Below are 17,822 nucleotides of genomic sequence, written 5' to 3'. Positions count from 1 at the left end.
ACGCGCAAGACATTGACGAACGTTAACATCTCCAGACTGGGAGTGACGGTAGTCAATGCAATGGGTGCCGTCAACCGGACGAGGGCGCCAAAACTGGTTGTCGCCGGATCCGGCGGGTCGGCATAGTCCACCCGTGATCGACGTACTGACATCCGGTCTGCTCGCCGGCTACGGCATCGCGATCCCGATCGGCGCGATCGGGGTCCTCATCGTCACCCTTGCCGCACAGGTGTCGCTGCGCCACGGTGCGGCCGCCGGGCTCGGCGTCGCCACCGCCGACGGGCTGTACGCGGCCGCCGCCGTCGTCGGTGGTGCGGCGATCGCCCGGCTGCTCAGCCCGGCCACCGGCGTTCTGCAGGCAGCCGCCGCCGTGGTGCTCGTCGCGATCGCCGTACGTGGGATCGTCGTAGCGGCGCGGGCCCACCGCGCGCCGGCCGCCGCGACGCGGTCGGCACCGGCCGGGTCGATCACCCGGACGTACGCCGCCTTCGTCGGTTTGACGCTGCTGAACCCGATGACCATCGTCTACTTCGCTGCCCTCGTGGTCGGCTACCAAGGGCACACGGCGGATTCGGCCGATGGTCGCGTGCTCGTCGGCACGGTGTTCGTCGTGGCGGCGTTCGTCGCCTCGGCGAGTTGGCAACTGCTGCTGGCCACCGGTGGCGCGATCCTCGGCCGCACGCTCGCCAGCCAGCGCGGCCGGCTGATCACCGCGCTTGTCGGAAACGGCATCATCGCCCTGCTCGCCATCCGCCTCGCCTGGCAGGCGGTCAGCTAGGTCCGGTAATCGGTCAGTTGAGTCGTCAACGGTTCCGGTCGAGCATCGCCCGCAGTTCAGTCGCGAGGGAGACCGCGGCCTCGATCTCGACCTTGCGGATCGACACGCTCTCCACGTGGAAGCCGAACGGCAACCCGAGACGGCGGCAGAAGTCGAGCAGGTCACTCGCGTTGCGCAGGCACTGGGCGTACGACTCGGCGAGTGGGTCATCGGCGCGCCGCAGCGCGTTCTCCAGCCAGCGGGGAACGTCGACGCCGAGCCACTGGAGAAACGACAACGTCTTGAGCGACCCACACACCGACATGGTCAACACGACCGTACGCGGCGCCACACCTCGATCGAGGCACGCGTAGTAGTAATCCGACAACATGCTCTTGGTCGCATCGACGTCGTAGACGACCTGGGAGATGAAGAACGCGCAGCCCTGCTCCTGCTTGGCCAACATGCGCAGGTGCTCGTCGCGGCCACGGGTGTACCGCTCGGTGATGGTCACCGCGCCGGCGAATAGATCCGGCCGAGTCTCACGGCGTACCTCGTGCGCCCGGGTCAGGCTGGTGTGCACCGGCTTGTCGCGCGACGACGAGCCGACGAAGACCGCGCCGACCTGGTCGGTGTCCGCCGACGTCAACCACGACCGCAACTGCGGCTCCCGGTACTTGCCGACGCAGCGGTAGATGATCACCGGACGGTGCCAGGCACCGAGGTGTTCGGCGTGGAACACCGCTGGATCGGCAGTCGGCAAATACGGGAACGGCCGCTCCTCCGGGTTGCGGTCTGCCTCGTCGTCGATGTCGTAAAGCACCAAGCCGTCGAGGTCAAGCGGCGCGAGCCGATCCAGGGTGACCTGGGCGATCTCGCGCATCCGCTCTGGTGCGGCGTCGCGACGCGGCGGGGTGATGCCGAACAGCAGCAGCCCGTCCGACCCTCCGCCGAACAGCGAGTGGGGTGTGTGGGCCATGTCGGCGAGAATATCGACCGGCGATCGGCCCTCAACGACGGAGAGCACCTGGATGACGTCTCGCACCCGGGCCGGGTAATCACGAAGCATCGACTTCCCCGGCTGGAGTGCTTCGAACTCCTCGCCGTCCACCACCTTGATCCATTGAACGCCGGTGTCCGACCGGTTCTGCGCCGTCCAACCCTGCGTGCGGAGGTAAAAGGCAAGCTCCGCTGGCGACCGTGCGGCCAGTGCAGCACGGTCGGGTACCTGTGCATCGATCACTTGGGCATTCTCCGTGCCTGGGAGGCTGCGCTCGGCTCAACCACCTCGTCGATGTGAGGCTGAGATACCGCATGATTGCGGCGTAGGGTATCTCAGCCTCACATCGGCGCAGACTCCCGGCGGTGTGAATCGTCAGTTGGCGGGCGGGTGCAGGCGCAGGGCGGCGACGGCGGCGGGCAGGTCGGTGGCGGTGGCGACCCGGCGGGTGGTCTCGGGACCTTCACGTACGTGCACCTCACAGTGGGACGCGGCGAGCGAGACGATCACCGTCTCGCCGGCGTAGTACCCCGCGAGCAACGACAGCAACGGCACCAGGTCGGCAGGCGCCGCCCAGTCGCCGGGGTCGCCGTCGGCTGCCGGCGTCGGCACATCCTGCGGTACGGATTGCGGCACGTTCTGCGGTACGGCGATCGCGGTCGACGGATCGGCCGGCACCGCCGAGCGGGTGGCGCCGCACACGTACTCGACGGCCTGCGCGAGCGCGTGCCCGAGGGTGGGCCGGTGCGGGTAGGCCCGCAGGCCGATCGCTGCACCGGGCGCGGCGAGGTACGCGCCCCACGACACCCCCTGCATGCGGTACGGCGTACCGGCGTCGTTGCGGTGGTCGGCGACGGTGACGATCAGCGCCAGCCCCAGCCCGTGGGCGAGGGCGAGCACCCGCGCCAGCGGTGGCGCGTCCGGCTCGACGGCGTGCAGCAGCACCCGGCCGCCGGGGTGCCCGTTGGCGACGTTCGCCAGGTACGCGGTCAACGGGTCCTGCCCAGGGTGGTCGAGGGTGACGTAGCCGTACCAAAGTTCCTGCACCAGCAGGATCTCGTACTCGTCGAGCGGCGCGAGCTGGTCCGGGCCGATCGGCTGGCCGCGTACCGTCAGATCGCCGACGTGGAACGGGAGCCGGAACTGCGGCGGCACCTGATGGATGGGTTTGCCGCCCGGCTGGCTGCCGATCCGCGGCACCACGGCGGTGGCTTCGTCGGGCAGTGCCCAGTTGAGGTGGCGGGCCCAGCGCTGTCCATCGGTGACGGTGAGGACGGCACCGTGCCGGATGCGCAGCGTGTCGCCGCAGCTGAAGCAGCGGCTGAGGCCGGCGGCGTACCGGCCGCTGCGCCCGGCACCGCCGCAGTAGCGGCACTCCGGGTCGGCGGCGGGCGCGACGACGGTGCAGACGCAGCGGCGCAACCCCTGCTCCGGTACGCAGTACGGGCAGGGTTCGGACGGGATCGCCGGCCCCTGCCAGCTGGGCGGCGGCGGTTGCCACGAGCGGGCGAGCTTGTCGACCGTACGCCGGGAGATCTGGCCGGTGGTGCGTTCGGTGAGCTCCTCGACGACGGCGACCACCCGCAGGCTGGTGTGCCACCAGCGGCCGTCACGCCAGATGGCCTGCGCGCCGGGGGTGGCCACGCCGGTGCCGAGTGAGGTGCAGTCGGCGAGCATGCGGCGTTCGAGCTGGTCCAGGTCGAGTTTCGGCGGCCCGATAGGCGGACCGGGTCGGCCGGGGCGCAGGTAGTGGGCGGGTACGTCGACACCACGGTCGCCGATCCCGGTGGCGAGGCGGGTCGCGTCGGCGGCGACGATCGCCGCGTAGAGGCTGTCGTAGCTGCCGACGCCGCTGGCGAACGCGTCGCCGACGCCGGTGTCGGGCAGTTCGAAGCGCAGCTGCCAGCCGTAGCGGTCGTCGCCGTACGGATCGGGCCGGGTTTCGACGACCAGGTCGAGGCAGAGCAGTTCGGCGAGGGCGCAGAGTTGGCCGAGGTGGCGGGCCGGGTCGGGGCGGTCCGGCGGGGCGGTCCGGCCGAGCCAGAGCTGCCACGGGTGGTACGTGTAGTTGGCGATCGCCGCCGCTTCCAGGGCGTGCCGCCGTGCCTGCGGCAGGTCGGGTCGCCAGTCGCGGGGCAGCACCAGCCCGCCGACGAGAAGATTCCGCTCGGGGGTGTCCGGGTCGTAAAGGTGGTCGGCGCCGACCCGGTCGGCCAGTTCGGTGACGACGGCGTCGAGGTCGAGCCACCAGCGGCCGGCGCGGTGCACCGGGTCGAGCGCGCCGGGCACGATGTTGACGGAGGCGACGGCGGCGGTGTCGGCGTTGGCGACGGTGTAGACGAGTTGGGCGCGGCGGCGGCCGAGCCCGGCGCAGCGGTCGCAGCTCACGCAGTTCGTGCCGGTGCCGAGACAGACATGACAGTCGCGGTACGCCGTACCGCCCGGGTTGCCGGCGGTCAACTGGTCGTCGTCGACGATGAGCTGGTCGCCGTACCAGGTGCAGCTGCACCGGTGGGAGGTGACGCCACCGCCGTCGCAGGTGGTGCAGTCGACGACGGTGACGCCGGGGTTGTCGGGCTCGGTCACCGGACGGCGGCCTGGTTGATCGCGGCCTGGTGCATCGCGGCCTGGGTGGACTGCCAGCGGCGCAGCGCGTCCTTGATCCGGTTGTTCTGCTCCCAGGTGCGGTCGAGTTCGGCGTAGAGGACACCGAGGTCGTAGGCGACGCGGTCGAGGAACGCGCCGACTTCGACCGGGTCGAGGCCGCGGGCCGTGACGCCGACCGGGCGGAACCGTTGGTTGCGCACCTGCCAGGGCCGGATCGGCCGGTACGCCGCCGAGCGCATGTTGGTGCCGGGCACCCGGTGGACGCCGGGGTCGCCGCCGGCCGGCCAGCGGCTGGGCGGGGTGGACGCCATCCGTCGGCGTCCCCAGCGGACCCGCATCCGTTGCCACATCCTTCGCATGGTCAGTGCTCCTCCCCTGTGTGGTGCGGTGATTGCTTTGGTGGTGTGCGTGATGGATGGGGGTGGCCCTGCCCCTTGCCGACTCGGGCGGGGCCACCCCCGCCCCGATCACCGCAGCCCTCCTTGGCGGTACGGCGACCGGGGCAGACCTTGGTTCCGTCGCGTGAGCTGCGGAAATCGGATCAGGCGCAGTCGCCGAGGTCGGGGCCGGTGCTGACCGGCCCGGTCGCCCTCCGGGCAGCGGTACGGATCCGGACGTCGGCGGCACCGCGCCGGGCGTCGGGCATGAGTACCGCCGGCGGTACGTCGACCGGCACCTGCCGGGGGCCGGTTCCCGGGTCGTCCCAGTCCGACCCACACGACCGCCACCGGTCGTCATCCATCTGCGTCATGATCGATTCCCCTCCAATCAGTTGGCGGTTCTCGTTCGTGGATTCAGCGTAGAATTCGATGTTCGTCTAGGCAGATGCAAGGGCCGTCAAGTTGACGGGGTTGACACTCGTCAAGTCCTTAGCTTCTCCGCATGCGGTTGGCTGGGATGACAGAAATTCAGCAGATGCTCGGCGGCATTTCCCGCCAACGAGCCTCCGAGATCGTCAAGCGGTCCACCTTCCCCGCACCTCTGGACTCCTTGACCGCAGGGCGCATCTGGTCCCGCGAGGCAGTCGCCGAGTGGATCAAGGAGCACCGCCCTTCCCAACTCGACGATTGACCTTCGCTCTTGCTGTTGGCTAGCGTTCGCTTGCCGTCGTCGACTAAACCGGCTCAGTGCCGCAGATGACAGACCACATTGGTTAACTTCCCCCTGTTAACCTCTGTCGATCCCAGTACAGGTAGGGCATCATTAGTATGACCCGGACGGAGGCGGGGCATGAACGCACTGAAGGCAGCACGGGAGTCACGTGGATGGTCACAGGCGAGACTCGTTCACGAAATCGCTCGACGACGTGCTGCCGCTGGCACGGCTACCGCCACTCGGGCAAGTCTCAAGGTCTACGTCTCCGAGTGGGAGAACGGTCGGCGGTCAGTAAACGGCGAGTACCGCGCTGTCCTGCGGGCGATTTTCGGACTGACCGACGCCGAGCTGTTCGGGGCAACGACAACGGAAGGCGAGACACTCGACAGCGCGTACGCCGAGTTAGCCAAGCGCATCGAGGCGTCCAAGTCGGTCGACGTCGGGTTGGTCGGCGTGCTGACGCAGCAGACCGAACTCTTCCGCTCCATCGACCGCCAGGCGGGCGCTCCCGCGCTCGGTGACCAGATGCGCGCCCACGTCGAGACGTTGGAGAACGCCCTCGCATACTCCGTACTCCCGTCCGCACGCCGGCCGGTTGCGCGGGCGCTCGCCGGTGCCGCGACGCTGGCCGGCTGGCAGGCGCTCGACGTCGGCGCGGTCGACCGAGCCTGGCGCTGCTACGAGTTGGCGCGACGAGCAGCGGTCGAGGCGGCAAGTCCGGCCCTGGTCGCACACGCCATGGGCGAACAGGCGTACGTCCTGGTCGATGCCGGCAAGCCGGAGCTTGCCCGCATGCTGATCCTGGAAGCGGTTTCGCTGGCCGAGCGGAAGGCCCCTGCCCGGTTGCTGGCGTGGCTGCACGCGGCTCACGCCGAGTTCGCCGCCACTCTGTCGGACGCGTCGGCAGCCCACGCCGCGCTGGACCAGGCCGCCGCGACGCTGCCGGCCGGATCGGAGATGCGAGACGACGAGGTGGCCGGAATCTTCCTCAACGAAGCCCACCTGACGCGCTGGCGCGGCAACGCGCATGCGCTGCTGGGCGAGCGCTCGGCGGTCGATGAGCTACATGCCGCTCTGGCTGGGATGGACGGCACGTTCACCCGTGCCGAGGCTGGCCTGCGGATCGGCCTCGCACACGCGCACCTTGCCGGCGGCGACCTGCGCGAAGCCGAGCAGGAGGCACGACGTGCTCGGGCGCTGGCCAGCCGGACGGGATCGCTCAGGAATCAGCGACGCCTCAATCAGTTATTGGCCCGAATCGCGGCAAATATCTAGTCCACCGGCACGCCGAACGCCAGCACGTGCAGCAGTCCGACGATCGATCCGGAACCCAGGATCTCGTTCCGGTCGAGTAGCTGCCGAATGCTGGTGAGTGGCACCCACGCAACCTCGCCGGCTTCGTCGGACACGGCGGGCCGGCCGATGAACGTCGCCCCACTGGCGTAGTAGACGTCGTGCGGCGAGTCAACCATGCCAACCATCGGCTGGTACGAGACCAGAGGCCGCATCCCGTACGGTCGCCAGCCGGTTTCCTCTTCGACCTCGCGTGCCACGGCCGTCTCCGGGCTCTCGCCGTCGTCGACGATCCCGCCGGGAAGCTCCCATCCCCACTGGTCCGACACGAACCGGTGCCGCCACAGCATCAACACCTGGTCCTGATCGTTGACGACGACGCCGATGGCCGCGCGAAACAGCCGTACGACGTGATGCTCGAACCGTTCGCCGCCGGGAGGCTGGATGTCGACCAGGTCGAGACTGACCCACGGCCGCCGCTCGTACACGGTCCGCGCTCCGAACACCTGCCAGCGGTGGGCGCCGGCCTGCTCAGGACCGCCGCCGCCAGTCCGGCCCAGCAACGGCCGTTCGTCACCCGTCGCCTCGCCCATGCCGGCCAGCCTATCTGCGCAGCCGTTCGTACCAGCCCTGCACCCAATCCGCAGACAAGGGCCGCGAAGCCGCGCCACCGACCTCCTCGGCCTCGCCGCCTGACGCAGGCACCTGGAGCTGCCCAGCCGCTCCGGCGGCGACCCAGGCAACCACCTGGACCGTCACCAGCCGCTCAGGTTGCCTGTCGCTGGGGGGTGCTGGCATGTCCTCGTACGCGATCGCGGTCGCTCGGCGACCGCTCGCCATACCACGAGCTATAGTGTTCGCTATGGCCACTACGACGATGCAGCTCGACGGCGGTCTCCGAGACGAACTGGCGGAGATCGCCAGACGCGACTTCGCAGGCGTCCCCCTCGCCGAAGCGCTTCGGCGGCTCATCAGGGAACACCAGGTCAACAAGATCATGACGCGGTACGCCGAGCTACAGGCCGACCAGCAAGAATGGGCCAGCTACCGGGCCGAGACGTCGTTGACCGACAACACCGCCGGTGACGGCATGCCCCCCGGGCGCGACGAGTACCCGGAGTACAACGAGTGAGCCACACCAAACTCGCACCGTGGCAGGTATGGCTGGTGGACTTCGGGAACCCGGTCGGGCACGAAGAGGGTGGCGTACGTCCGGCCGTCATCGTCGGCTCCACCACCCACTGCCGGTTCCCCATCGGTATGGCAATCGTGGTGCCGCTGACCACGCGGGACCGCGGCTTGGACCACCATGTGCGGATCGACTCCTCCGAGTCCGGGCTGACCCGCCCCAGCTGGGCGCGCACCGAGGACATAACAGCGGTTTCCACGCAACGGTTCCGCCGCACGCAGCCCCTGGGAACCGCCTCAGCCAGCGAAGTCGCGCGGCTGTCCGAATGGCTTCGGGAAATGGTCGCCTTCACGCCCTGACTGCGACACAGCAGCAACATCATACGTAGCAGATGAGCGCGACATAGAGCGTAGCGGCACTCTCAGGGCCGCCCCGCAGGGACGATCAGGTGTACGCACACGATGTCGTCGATGCCGATTTTTTCTTTCTTGCGCACCGAGTCTCGCAGCGGGAGAACGTAGCCTCCTTCCTTGGGGAACAACGAGGTCCGCCAGCGGCTTCGCCCGGACCGAACCTCGACCGGCACCATCCCCCAGCCGTACGTGACAGCCGATGCCAACTCGCGCACCACATCGGCGAGCTCGTCCGGGATTGTCACGAAGTGGTATGGGGATGGCCCTCGCCATTCCCACACGACACCCTCGAACTCCATCATGAGATCAGGCTACGCAACAACTGGTGGTCCTCGGAGCGTAGCCAAGGCCGAACAGACCTTCGCCCGGGTCGACCACGACGACGAACCCGTCTGGGCCAAATTTATCGACACCCCATACCTGTACGGCGAAGCCGCCCACTGCTTCCGCGACCTCGGGCAGCCCGACGAAACCATACGATTCGCCACCGAATCCGCCGAAGGCGCCCGCCAGCAGGGCCGCGCCCGCCGCGCCGCCCTCAGCCACGCCGCCCTGGCCACCGCCGACCTCGACCGCGCAGACGTCGAAGCCGCCGCCACCCGCGCCGCACACGTCGTCGAACTGGCCGCCTCCGTCAACGCGTCCCGCACCATCGGAACCGTCCGAGACCCTGCAACATCGCCTGAAGCCGTACGCCACCCCCGAGGTACGCCACTTCACCACTCGCGCCACCGAACTCCTCGGCCTTGCCGCCTGACCGAGAAGGACCAGCACCAACATCAATCCCTACGCCAGGCACTGGCACCACGAACGATCTCAATCGGCCGATGGAGGACGCCTCCGTTCCCGTACCAAGACCGTAACCTCGTGAAGAAGCAGGCATAGCACCAGCACTCCCGCCGGCACCGCAACCCATGCACGCCACGTGCCTTCACTGACGATTTCAGGAAGGAGGCACGCTCCCAGCAGGAGCATCAGACCAGTCGCGATCACCCCAGTAGAGACCAAACGCCACCACGATCAGCCACATGGGAAGATCATCTACGACAGCCACCCGGTCTCGCCTCACCTCGGAATGATAACGAACCAGTAGACGGCAGCGATCACAACCACTAACACAAGCCACAGCAGATCCGTCACCCGGCTACGCGACCAACGGCTCAGCCGTTGCTCAGGAATGTAACCGAACGCCGAGTTGGCAACTCCGACCGAGAAACCAGCCGTGAGCACGACCAGCAGAACAGTCCAAACCGCCTCCTCGGGGTCGAGCTGAACCATCACCACGACGCACACGACAGCCAGCACGAACCAGCCTGCATGCAACGCCTGAGCGACAAGCACCGGTAGCCCTTCGCCCTTCACGCTCTGCTCGGTCTCTCGGTCGCCCTCTCCGGACAGCCAACTGCGGTAGGCAGGCTCGGCCCAAGGCATCCGGCCACCACTCGCTGCGTTAAGCACACGCACGACCAGGACGGTCATCAGGAAAGGCACCGAGACACGTCGGCCACTGGCATGCGTACTCACCGAACCATCACCTGCGCCTCCAGTCCCGCCACTCGCCGTAGGCCGAACGCCCGATCAGGTAGCTCGAGTATGCTCGGTCGAGTCGGCTGTGTCGCCGGATTACGGTGCGCTTGAACTTGCGATGCTGTGCGGCTGCCTTTTGCCGGAACCGCTTGTTCTGAGCTGACCGATTCGAAACGCCCTTCGGAGCCTTCCCAATCCTGGCTGCCTTGCGGGCGTTGTTAGCGTATCGCAGGCCCCGGCCTATTCCGAAGGAGCCTGCTGCGGCAACGTCCCACCATCCGCTGCGGTCACCTCTGGAAATTCTGTAGGCGCCCCGGCCAAGCGAGATGGCCGCAGCCCCGACCGCGCACGCTGCGCAGCCGAAGAGTGCCGCCACCGCGAGGCCAGTCCCGACCCTGTCGATCCACTTGCCCCAGGCGACCTTTCCATCAAGGTCGAAGCAGTTGACCGGGTCACCGGCACAGTAGTCGTACGGGTTGGCGTTGCCGCCGTAGACGGGGTCGACGGTGAGGAACCGTCCGGTGGTGGTGTTGTAGAGGCGGACGCCCATCAGGATCAGCCCGGTGGCGGGGTCGGCCGCGCGTTGCTTCGCGCCCAGCCAGCCGTACCGCTCACCGCCGACCGCGTCCGGGTTGCGAGGGGTGCCGTACTCACTGGCGTCGGTGGTCGCGGACAGACCAGCGTCGTCGGGGTTGATGGTGGCGACCAGGTCGCCGTGCAGGTTGGCCAACCTCCACGTCACCTGCCCGTTGTCGCTGTTCCAGATGCCACCCATCCCGGAGACGCCAGACACGATCCGGGTCCAGGTGTCGACGTTCTCCTGCGTCCAGACCGGATTGTCACCATCGTCGTCGTAGTGATGCACCGTCGTCACCGGCGTGCCATCAGCACTGTCGGTGAACGACCGCACCCGTTCGCCGGTCACGTCCAAGGCGTAGTCCACCGTCCGACCCGCCTGACTGATCGTGTCAACGAGGTCGGTCACGTGATAGCCGACCGTGACGTCACCAGCGGCCAAGATGGCGGTGTCGGCTGCTGGCACCGTCGTCGTACGCCCCAGCCCGTCATACACCGTGCCAGCGGTCGTGATTCGGTCCGCCGTGTCGTACGAGTGGGTGATGGTGGAGGCGGCGGTCCCGGTCTGGCAGGTGCCATCACCTGCCGGGGCGTACTCGACCAGACTAGTGCGGTTGCTGCTGGTCGAGAAACCGTAGCCACGGGTGGTGCACTGGCCGCCGATAGTGTCCTCGACCGTCGTTAACCGACCCGACGGGTCGTAGGAGTAGGTCTGCTCGGCTAGGGTCGAGGCGTGCTGCCGCCACTGGCCATGCACCGACTCCGCCACCGACGCACTGTAGAGAGTGCAATCCGACGCACCACAACCCGGCCGGTCATACGTGATACCGACACCCCAGGGCGAGCATCGTCACGGAAATCAAGATATTCCGCACGCCGCGCACCCGGGAATACCAACTATTTATCGCGGTGTAGCTTCCGATCAGGGCAGCCATCATGGCATAGCGAAGTTCGTTGGCCTCGGCACACCTTGCCTTACGGGTGAAGATCCGACGCCAACCGCCCGCCGCCCTGTGCTCACGGCTCCCGATGCCGTCTCGTCCGCACAGCTCACGGAGCTTTACCAGTCTGCAGTCACTCTCGTGGAGACGCTTCTTGGCCAGCTCCAGTACGGATGACGACCAGCCCTTCAGCCTCTCCTCATCGGCAACCTTGAGCAGCACAAGCTCAGCTGCGTGGATGTGTGACCAGGTCCGTTCGGGTGAGCCCCTGAAGGGCCAGACGCTTCCAGCGGCTTGGCGCGCGAGGGCCACATCGGCACCGACGAACCGGCATGCTTCCTGCAGACCAGGATCATCTTTGTCTGAATAGAGGAGCCGATTTTGGTGCTCAAGGTAAAGAGCTCGGGCGAGCGCATGCTGCCGCCAAGCTCCCCCGAAACTCCACGCACTCCAGGCAGCCCCTGCCTCCGATGCCGTGTCGGCACCGGAATCACTACCCTTCCCGCTTTGCTCCTTCTCCCCCATACCCGAACCATAGGCATGGCCTAACCTACCCAGGATCACTTCTACCTGAAGATGTGATCGCAGAGCAGGCTGGTGCAGTAGTTGTGACCGTGGCGTCGGATCTGGCGAGTTCTCGCCTTCGTGTGCTGCACTGGCCGGCATGAGACATCGCTCGGCCTGGATGCTCAGCTCGCTCGTCCTGGTGCTCGCTCTGGTAGGCGGCATCGGCGGGTGGCGGTGGTGGCATCATCGGTCGCCGTACGGGCCGGAGATCCTGAAGCCAACTGCGACACTGCGGCTGGTCGACCAGGCAACCGCGGACGCCGCCTTCGACGGTCAACAGCTGGTAGTTCCATCCGACGGCGCCCAGGTCTTCCTCGGCCAGGTCAGGTGGACGCCGCCACCGCAGCCGAAACCCGGCGCGATGCTGATCATCGCGGTGCTCGACAAACGGACCCGCACCCTGCCCGGGATCATCTCCACCAGGTCGAATAGACCGGACCAGGTCGGATCAGGCTCGGACGGCGTCCTCAACGCCGTCCAACAGCGCTACCCCTGGCTGCAGGGCGTCGGTGACCGCGAGGTCAATGGTGCCTTCTACTCCTCCGGCGACGTCGTCATCGTCACGTCGGTCGACGCCACACCGGTCACGTACTCCTTCGTCCTGCACCCGGCACATCCGGAGACCCCGCCGGAGTTCGCGATCGCGTCCGCTCCCGCCACCGTCGACGACCTGATGGTCGCCCTCGTCAGCGTCGGCCCCGACCGGCAGATCTACTGGGCCGAGCGGCTATTGAACTGACCCGGGCAGCGGGGAGCGGGCTCAGCGTTGGATCAGGCTGTTCGCCATGTCGATGACGGCCTCCTCAGCCGGCCGGGGCTGCCAGCCCAACATCCGACGAGCCTTCTCGCTCGACGCCTCGCGTACCGCACCGAGCTCAGGCAACACGAACGCGATCCGCGGGCTGAACCTGGCGGCGAGACGCACCGCCCAGTCCGGCAGCACCCGCGTCGACACCCGGTCAGCTGTGTCACCGAGCCGGGTACGCAGCAATACCGCGATGTCCCGCATCGACATGGTGCCGGCGCTGGCCAGGAACCGCTCCCCGGCCGCCGCCGGATCGGTCATCGCCCGTACGTGCAGGTCTGCGACGTCCCGTACGTCGACCACACCGATGTGGATCTGGGCCAGGACGGGCTGGCGTCCGGTCAGCATCCGGTCGATCTGTTCTGACCACAGGGACTTGTCCGGTCCGAGGGCCGGACCGAAGATGCCGACCGGGTTCACCACCGTCAGCTCCATGCCTTGGCCGTCGTTACGCACGAAGTCCCAGGCGGCGCGTTCGGCGAGCAGCTTCGACTTCGCGTACGCGGAGACCTGACCCTGTTCCGGATCGGTCCAGTCCTGTTCGGTGAACAGCCGCTTGTCTGCCGGGTGACCGTACTTCACCGTCACGATTGACGACGTCAGCACCGTACGTTTGACCCCGGCCGTACGTGCCGCGCCCAGCACCCGCAGCACGCCGTCGCGTGCCGGGCCGATGAGTTCGTTCTCGTCGCGGGGCTCGGCCAGCGGCACCGGAGAGGCGACGTGGAGTACGTAGTCGCATCCGGTCACCGCCTCGGCCCAGCCGTCATCGGAAGTGAGGTCGGCCACGGCGAAGCTGAGCGCGTCACCCGGTTCCGCTCCCCCCGCCTGCAGCATCGTGCGTACGTCGGCGGCACGACGCGACGAACGCACCGTAGTACGCACCCGGTACCCCTGCAGCAGCAGCCGTACGACGCAGTGCGCCCCGACGAAGCCGGAGCCTCCTGTCACCAGTACCTGCTCGCCACTCATCGCCGACTCCCGACACCACTCGCACTGTGAACGGGCATGCACCCCGCCCCGGACTGCGCCGAAAGTACCGGTGACCCCTATGTCCGCGACCGGGCTGAGCCGATGTTCTCGGACTTGCGACAGCACCGGTGGTCGCGGGATCGACGGATCACCTACCCTGCTGAGCTGCTGGTGCCCGCAGCCGGCGACCCACCCCCGCTCTCAATGACAACCCCGGCGGCACCGTGGCCCGGCAGCCCCGAGAGGGCGCACGACCGGTGCAGATCGACCAGTGCATCATTTGGCAACGTGAGAGCAATCACGTGGGCGGTCGCTTTTTTCGATCCTGTGAACAGTCGCTGGCCACACCGCATCCTTAACATAGTTCATTCAGGTTTCAAACAGTCTGGGCATTGGCGAACACCGACACCCGTGCTCTCATTGCAGCAGACGGGGCTCGAGCACTCTGTCCGGCCACAGCGCCCGGTGATCCCGGCGGCTGACGAGCCGGGCAAGCCGTCAATTCACCGGTAGTCCATGCGTCACCGCGCCCAGGAGGCCAGTTTCTCCTATGTCCAGATCGCATCGATACCGTCGCCAGGCAATCGCGACAGCCGCGACGTCCGCACTTCTGGTAGTTTTCGGTGCCACTCCAGCGATGGCACAACCGACGACTTCTCTTGCTCCCCTGCTGCCTGCCGAGAATGGCACGCCGAATGGCGGCTACATTGTCGTTCTCAAGGACCAGCCACTCACCGGCGGCGCGGCGAACGACCCTGTGGTGGTCGCCGAGCGGGCCGGTGGCCGGGAGGTTCACCCGTACGCGACGGTGCTGAACGGCTTCTCCGCGAAGCTTGACGCCGACGCCCTTGAGGCGGTGCGCGCCAACCCGAACGTCGAGTACGTCCAGGCCGACGCGGTGATCCAGGCCGTCGAGCCCGTGGTGACCGGCGGTGGCGCGACCACCCAGCCCAATCCCCCGTCGTGGGGTCTGGACCGCGTCGACCAGCGGAACCTCCCGCTCGACCAGGAGTTCAGCTACGACACCGACGGCACCGGGACCACCGTGTTCGTCCTGGACAGCGGGATCCGGACCACGCACGACGATTTCGGCACCCGGGCGCAGTGGGCCTACGACGCCGTCAACGACGGCAACAGTCCGGGGGACTGCCACGGCCACGGCACGCACGTCGCCGGCACCGTCGGCGGCACGACGTACGGCGTCGCCAAGGACGTGCAGATCCGCGACGTTCGGGTGTTGGACTGCTTCAACTTCGGCACCAACGCGGACCTGATCGAGGGCATCGACTGGGTGGCGACGAACGCACCGCCGCGCTCGGTGGCGAATCTCAGCCTGCAGAACTACGGTGTCGTGGTGAACACGGCCGCCCAGAACATGATCGACGCCGGGGTGCTGGCGGTGTTCGCGGCGGGCAACAACAACAGCGACGCCTGCAGCAACAACCCTCGGTCGGCGGACGGCATCGTGGTGGGCGCGACCACCATCACCGACGGCCGGTGGTCCAGCTCCAACTACGGCTCCTGCATCGACGTCTTCGCTCCGGGCAACAACATCACCTCGGCCGGCAACAGCAGCGACAGCGCGGTCGCCTCCAACTGGTCGGGCACCTCGATGGCCGCTCCGCACGTGACCGGCTGGGTGGCCCGCTATCTGGAGGCCAACCCGAGCGCGACGATGGCGCAGGCCAAGGCGGCGCTGCTGAGCGCGGCCACCAGCAACGTGCTGACCGGCATCGGCACCGGGTCGCCGAACCTGCTGCTGTACGCCGACCCGGGTAGCACGTCGACCGACACTGTCGCGCCGTCGACCCCCGGCACCCCGGTGGCGTCGGGCGTGACCGCGACCTCGGCCACGCTCACCTGGACCGCGTCGACCGACAACGTCGGGGTGGTCGGCTATGAGCTCGAGCGGGCCACCGGCGGCGGTACGTTCGCGCCGGCCGGCACCTCGGCGACGAACTCGTTCGCGGCGACCGGGCTGACCCCGGGGACCAGCTACCAGTTCCGGGTACGGGCTGAGGACGCCGCAGGCAACCTGTCGTCGTTCTCGTCGGCGGTCACCGTCAACACCCCGACGGGGGCGGGCACCTGCCAGGTCTCCTACGCGATCAACAGCGGTGGCTCCACGTTCACCAGCAACATCGTCATCACGAACACCGGCTCCAGCACGATCAACGGCTGGACCCTGGCCTTCACCCTGCCCAGCGGGCACTCGTTCGGCAGCGGGTGGTCCGCCACCTACGGTACGAGCGGCCAGGACGTCACCGCGACCTCGTTGACGTGGAACTCGACGCTGCTGCCGCAGGGCACGGCGAGCATCGGGTTCAACGGCAACGGTTCCGGGACCGCGGAGCCGACCGCGTTCACCCTGAACGGAACGCCCTGCACCGTCGTCTGACGACGGGCCGGACCGTCACCTGACAACTGAACGGTCAGGTTGATCAGCTGGTTCAGCGGGTCGGGCACCGGAGGCACCGGTGCCCGGCCCGCTGACGCCGTCGCCACCACCGATGGCGTCGCCGGTTCCGCTGGTGCTGCGCAGGCTCCAGATGATCGACACCGCGATGGTGGCGACGATGACCCCGAGGGTGACCGGGATGGGCAGTTTGCCGACCGGGGTCTCGGAGAGGATCAGCTTGACGCCGGCGAAGGCGAGCAGCACCGCCAGGCCGTAGTGCAGGTGCACGAAGCGGCGCAGCAGGCCGGCGAGGCAGAAGTAGAGGCTGCGGAGCCCGAGGATGGCGAAGGCGTTCGCCGTCCAGACGATGAACGTACTGGTGCTGATGGCCAGGATCGCCGCGATCGAGTCGATGGCGAAGATCAGGTCGGTGGCCTCGACCGCGATGAGGACGACGAACAGCAGGGTCGCGACACGCTTGCCGTCGACCCGGGTGAAGAACTTCTCGCCGTGGTACGCCGGGTCGGTGGGGATGACGCGGCGGACCAGGCGGACCACCGGGTTGCGGTCCGGTGGGGTCTGCTCGTCGTGCCGGAAGGCCATCTTGTAGCCGGTGTAGATGAGGAACGCGCCGAACAGGTACGCGGTCCAGAAGAACGTCTCCAGCAGCTCGGCACCGACGAAGATGAACACCAGCCGGAACGCGAGGGCGCCGATGACGCCCCAGAACAGCACCTTGTGCTGGTAGGCGGCGGGGACCGCGAAGTAGCTGAATACCAGCGCGAAGACGAACACGTTGTCGATCGACAGCGCCTTCTCGATCAGGTAGCCGGCGTAGTAGGTGCCGGCGACCTCGCCGCCCTGCCAGGCCCACAACAGTACGCCGAACAGCAGGCCGGCGGCGATCCAGACGCCGGACCAGGCGGCGGCTTCACGGAAGCCGATGACGTGGTTGTCACGGTGCAGGAACAGGTCGACGGCCAGCATCGCGGCGACCGCGAGCATCAGCGCGGCCCAGACCCACCAGGAAACGGTCAACGGACAGACCTTTCGCCCGACCGGCCCGTGGTCAGGGCCGGCGCTACTGGACGAAGGTCTCCCCGGGCCACCAGACGGTGGTGGCTGCGTCGCCGGGGCGCGGCAGGTCCGGGCCCGTGCTGACGACGACGCGGTGGTACGCGGGTACTCCCCCTCGAACTACGCACAAGTATTCGCGAAGCGTGGTTCGCATGTCAAGGGCCGACCAGCCCCCCGACAGGCGGCGAACGGCCGGACCTACGATCCCACTTTCACGTACTGTCCTACGTATATTGCGTCTGAGAGGCCGCGCGACGACGAGGGGACGGCGGGTCTGTGATGTCGGTGCCAGCATCAGCCGAGCCCGGCGCGCGGCCAACCACCCGCGGCTGGACCTTCCTCACCAACCATGCGCACGTGCTGCTTGCCATCGCCCGGGACCCGACGGTGCGGCTGCGTGACGTCGCCACGTCCGTCGGGATCACCGAACGCGCGGCCCAGGGCATCGTCGCCGACCTGGAGGCCGCCGGCTACCTGCACCGCACCCGGGTCGGCCGCCGGAACCAGTACACCGTCGATCCGACCGGGCACTTCCGACACCCCGCCGAAGCAAGCCGGCAGATCGGCGACCTGCTCGACCTGTTCACCCGGCGATCAGACCGGCCCGGGCCGGCGCAGCCACGACCCGAGCCGCCTACCGGAGGCTGATCCGACCTCCTACCAAG

The 17,822-nt window shown here is 68.0% G+C and carries 20 protein-coding genes; 8 read left to right on the top strand and 12 right to left on the bottom strand.

Annotated elements, in window-relative coordinates:
• The first annotated feature begins 133 nt into the window (after positions 1-133).
• The gene (locus ACFHWT_RS06090; protein WP_416593578.1) at positions 134-778 is read left to right on the top strand and encodes a LysE family transporter; all 645 of its coding nucleotides are present in this window, start codon (positions 134-136) and stop codon (positions 776-778) included.
• Positions 779-803: 25 nt separating this feature from the next.
• Here ACFHWT_RS06090 and ACFHWT_RS06085 read toward each other — a convergent pair whose 3' ends face one another.
• The 4 genes from ACFHWT_RS06085 to ACFHWT_RS06070 form a co-directional block, all read right to left on the bottom strand.
• Positions 804-1,736: a methylenetetrahydrofolate reductase gene (locus tag ACFHWT_RS06085; protein ID WP_416593577.1), complete on the bottom strand. Its 933-nt coding sequence runs from the start codon at positions 1,734-1,736 to the stop codon at positions 804-806.
• A gap of 396 nt (positions 1,737-2,132) precedes the next feature.
• Complete coding sequence (locus tag ACFHWT_RS06080; RefSeq protein WP_416593576.1) at positions 2,133-4,343, bottom strand: hypothetical protein; 2,211 nt, start codon at positions 4,341-4,343, stop codon at positions 2,133-2,135.
• The gene (locus ACFHWT_RS06075) at positions 4,340-4,603 is read right to left on the bottom strand and encodes a DivIVA domain-containing protein (protein WP_416593674.1); all 264 of its coding nucleotides are present in this window, start codon (positions 4,601-4,603) and stop codon (positions 4,340-4,342) included. Before ACFHWT_RS06075 ends, ACFHWT_RS06080 begins: the two co-directional genes overlap by 4 nt.
• Positions 4,604-4,905: 302 nt before the next feature.
• Positions 4,906-5,115 (bottom strand): hypothetical protein, encoded by a 210-nt coding sequence (locus ACFHWT_RS06070; RefSeq protein WP_416593575.1) that lies wholly within the window; start codon positions 5,113-5,115, stop codon positions 4,906-4,908.
• A gap of 146 nt (positions 5,116-5,261) precedes the next feature.
• Between ACFHWT_RS06070 and ACFHWT_RS06065 the strand changes: the two genes are divergently transcribed.
• Together ACFHWT_RS06065 and ACFHWT_RS06060 are read left to right on the top strand one after the other, a co-directional pair.
• Entirely contained in the window at positions 5,262-5,435 is a 174-nt protein-coding gene (locus ACFHWT_RS06065; protein ID WP_416593574.1) for a hypothetical protein, read from the top strand.
• Positions 5,436-5,594: 159 nt separating this feature from the next.
• Positions 5,595-6,734, top strand: a complete 1,140-nt coding sequence (locus ACFHWT_RS06060; RefSeq protein ID WP_416593573.1) for an XRE family transcriptional regulator — start codon at positions 5,595-5,597, stop codon at positions 6,732-6,734.
• Here the strand turns inward: ACFHWT_RS06060 and ACFHWT_RS06055 are convergent.
• Entirely contained in the window at positions 6,731-7,345 is a 615-nt protein-coding gene (locus tag ACFHWT_RS06055; RefSeq protein ID WP_416593572.1) for an NUDIX hydrolase, read from the bottom strand. The genes ACFHWT_RS06060 and ACFHWT_RS06055 overlap by 4 nt on opposite strands.
• A gap of 269 nt (positions 7,346-7,614) precedes the next feature.
• Between ACFHWT_RS06055 and ACFHWT_RS06050 the strand changes: the two genes are divergently transcribed.
• Together ACFHWT_RS06050 and ACFHWT_RS06045 are read left to right on the top strand one after the other, a co-directional pair.
• The gene (locus tag ACFHWT_RS06050; RefSeq protein ID WP_416593571.1) at positions 7,615-7,884 is read left to right on the top strand and encodes a hypothetical protein; all 270 of its coding nucleotides are present in this window, start codon (positions 7,615-7,617) and stop codon (positions 7,882-7,884) included.
• On the top strand, positions 7,881-8,240 hold the full coding sequence (locus ACFHWT_RS06045) for a type II toxin-antitoxin system PemK/MazF family toxin (RefSeq protein ID WP_416593570.1): 360 nt from the start codon (positions 7,881-7,883) through the stop codon (positions 8,238-8,240). Before ACFHWT_RS06050 ends, ACFHWT_RS06045 begins: the two co-directional genes overlap by 4 nt.
• A gap of 62 nt (positions 8,241-8,302) precedes the next feature.
• On the opposite strand, the gene ACFHWT_RS06040 is transcribed toward ACFHWT_RS06045, so the two are convergent.
• From ACFHWT_RS06040 to ACFHWT_RS06020, 5 genes are all read right to left on the bottom strand, one after another.
• Entirely contained in the window at positions 8,303-8,596 is a 294-nt protein-coding gene (locus ACFHWT_RS06040; protein WP_416593569.1) for a DUF1905 domain-containing protein, read from the bottom strand.
• Positions 8,597-8,600: 4 nt separating this feature from the next.
• On the bottom strand, positions 8,601-9,074 hold the full coding sequence (locus tag ACFHWT_RS06035) for a hypothetical protein (RefSeq protein ID WP_416593568.1): 474 nt from the start codon (positions 9,072-9,074) through the stop codon (positions 8,601-8,603).
• 285 nt (positions 9,075-9,359) lie between these two features.
• Complete coding sequence (locus ACFHWT_RS06030) at positions 9,360-9,818, bottom strand: hypothetical protein (protein WP_416593567.1); 459 nt, start codon at positions 9,816-9,818, stop codon at positions 9,360-9,362.
• Positions 9,819-9,825: 7 nt separating this feature from the next.
• Positions 9,826-11,166, bottom strand: coding sequence for an RHS repeat-associated core domain-containing protein (locus ACFHWT_RS06025; protein ID WP_416593566.1), 1,341 nt, complete (start codon positions 11,164-11,166; stop codon positions 9,826-9,828).
• A 46-nt stretch (positions 11,167-11,212) separates the two neighbouring features.
• On the bottom strand, positions 11,213-11,863 hold the full coding sequence (locus ACFHWT_RS06020) for a hypothetical protein (RefSeq protein WP_416593565.1): 651 nt from the start codon (positions 11,861-11,863) through the stop codon (positions 11,213-11,215).
• A 139-nt stretch (positions 11,864-12,002) separates the two neighbouring features.
• Between ACFHWT_RS06020 and ACFHWT_RS06015 the strand changes: the two genes are divergently transcribed.
• A complete protein-coding gene (locus ACFHWT_RS06015; RefSeq protein WP_416593564.1) occupies positions 12,003-12,644 on the top strand; it encodes a hypothetical protein in 642 nt (213 codons plus the stop codon).
• 21 nt (positions 12,645-12,665) lie between these two features.
• On the opposite strand, the gene ACFHWT_RS06010 is transcribed toward ACFHWT_RS06015, so the two are convergent.
• Complete coding sequence (locus tag ACFHWT_RS06010) at positions 12,666-13,682, bottom strand: SDR family oxidoreductase (RefSeq protein WP_416593563.1); 1,017 nt, start codon at positions 13,680-13,682, stop codon at positions 12,666-12,668.
• Between the two features lie 637 nt (positions 13,683-14,319).
• Between ACFHWT_RS06010 and ACFHWT_RS06005 the strand changes: the two genes are divergently transcribed.
• On the top strand, positions 14,320-16,080 hold the full coding sequence (locus tag ACFHWT_RS06005; RefSeq protein ID WP_416593562.1) for a S8 family serine peptidase: 1,761 nt from the start codon (positions 14,320-14,322) through the stop codon (positions 16,078-16,080).
• A gap of 15 nt (positions 16,081-16,095) precedes the next feature.
• Here the strand turns inward: ACFHWT_RS06005 and ACFHWT_RS06000 are convergent, their stop codons facing one another.
• Positions 16,096-17,118 (bottom strand): TerC family protein, encoded by a 1,023-nt coding sequence (locus ACFHWT_RS06000; RefSeq protein WP_416593561.1) that lies wholly within the window; start codon positions 17,116-17,118, stop codon positions 16,096-16,098.
• Positions 17,119-17,436: 318 nt separating this feature from the next.
• Here ACFHWT_RS06000 and ACFHWT_RS05995 point away from each other — a divergent pair, with 318 nt between their 5' ends.
• Positions 17,437-17,805 (top strand): helix-turn-helix transcriptional regulator, encoded by a 369-nt coding sequence (locus ACFHWT_RS05995; protein ID WP_416593560.1) that lies wholly within the window; start codon positions 17,437-17,439, stop codon positions 17,803-17,805.
• The last annotated feature ends 17 nt before the right edge of the window (positions 17,806-17,822 follow it).

Source organism: Micromonospora sp. LOL_021 (genome assembly GCF_048060215.1).
GTDB lineage: Bacteria > Actinomycetota > Actinomycetes > Mycobacteriales > Micromonosporaceae > Micromonospora_E.
The sequence above is the reverse complement of the archived record's forward strand: the minus strand, read 5'-3'. Positions and strand labels throughout refer to the sequence as shown.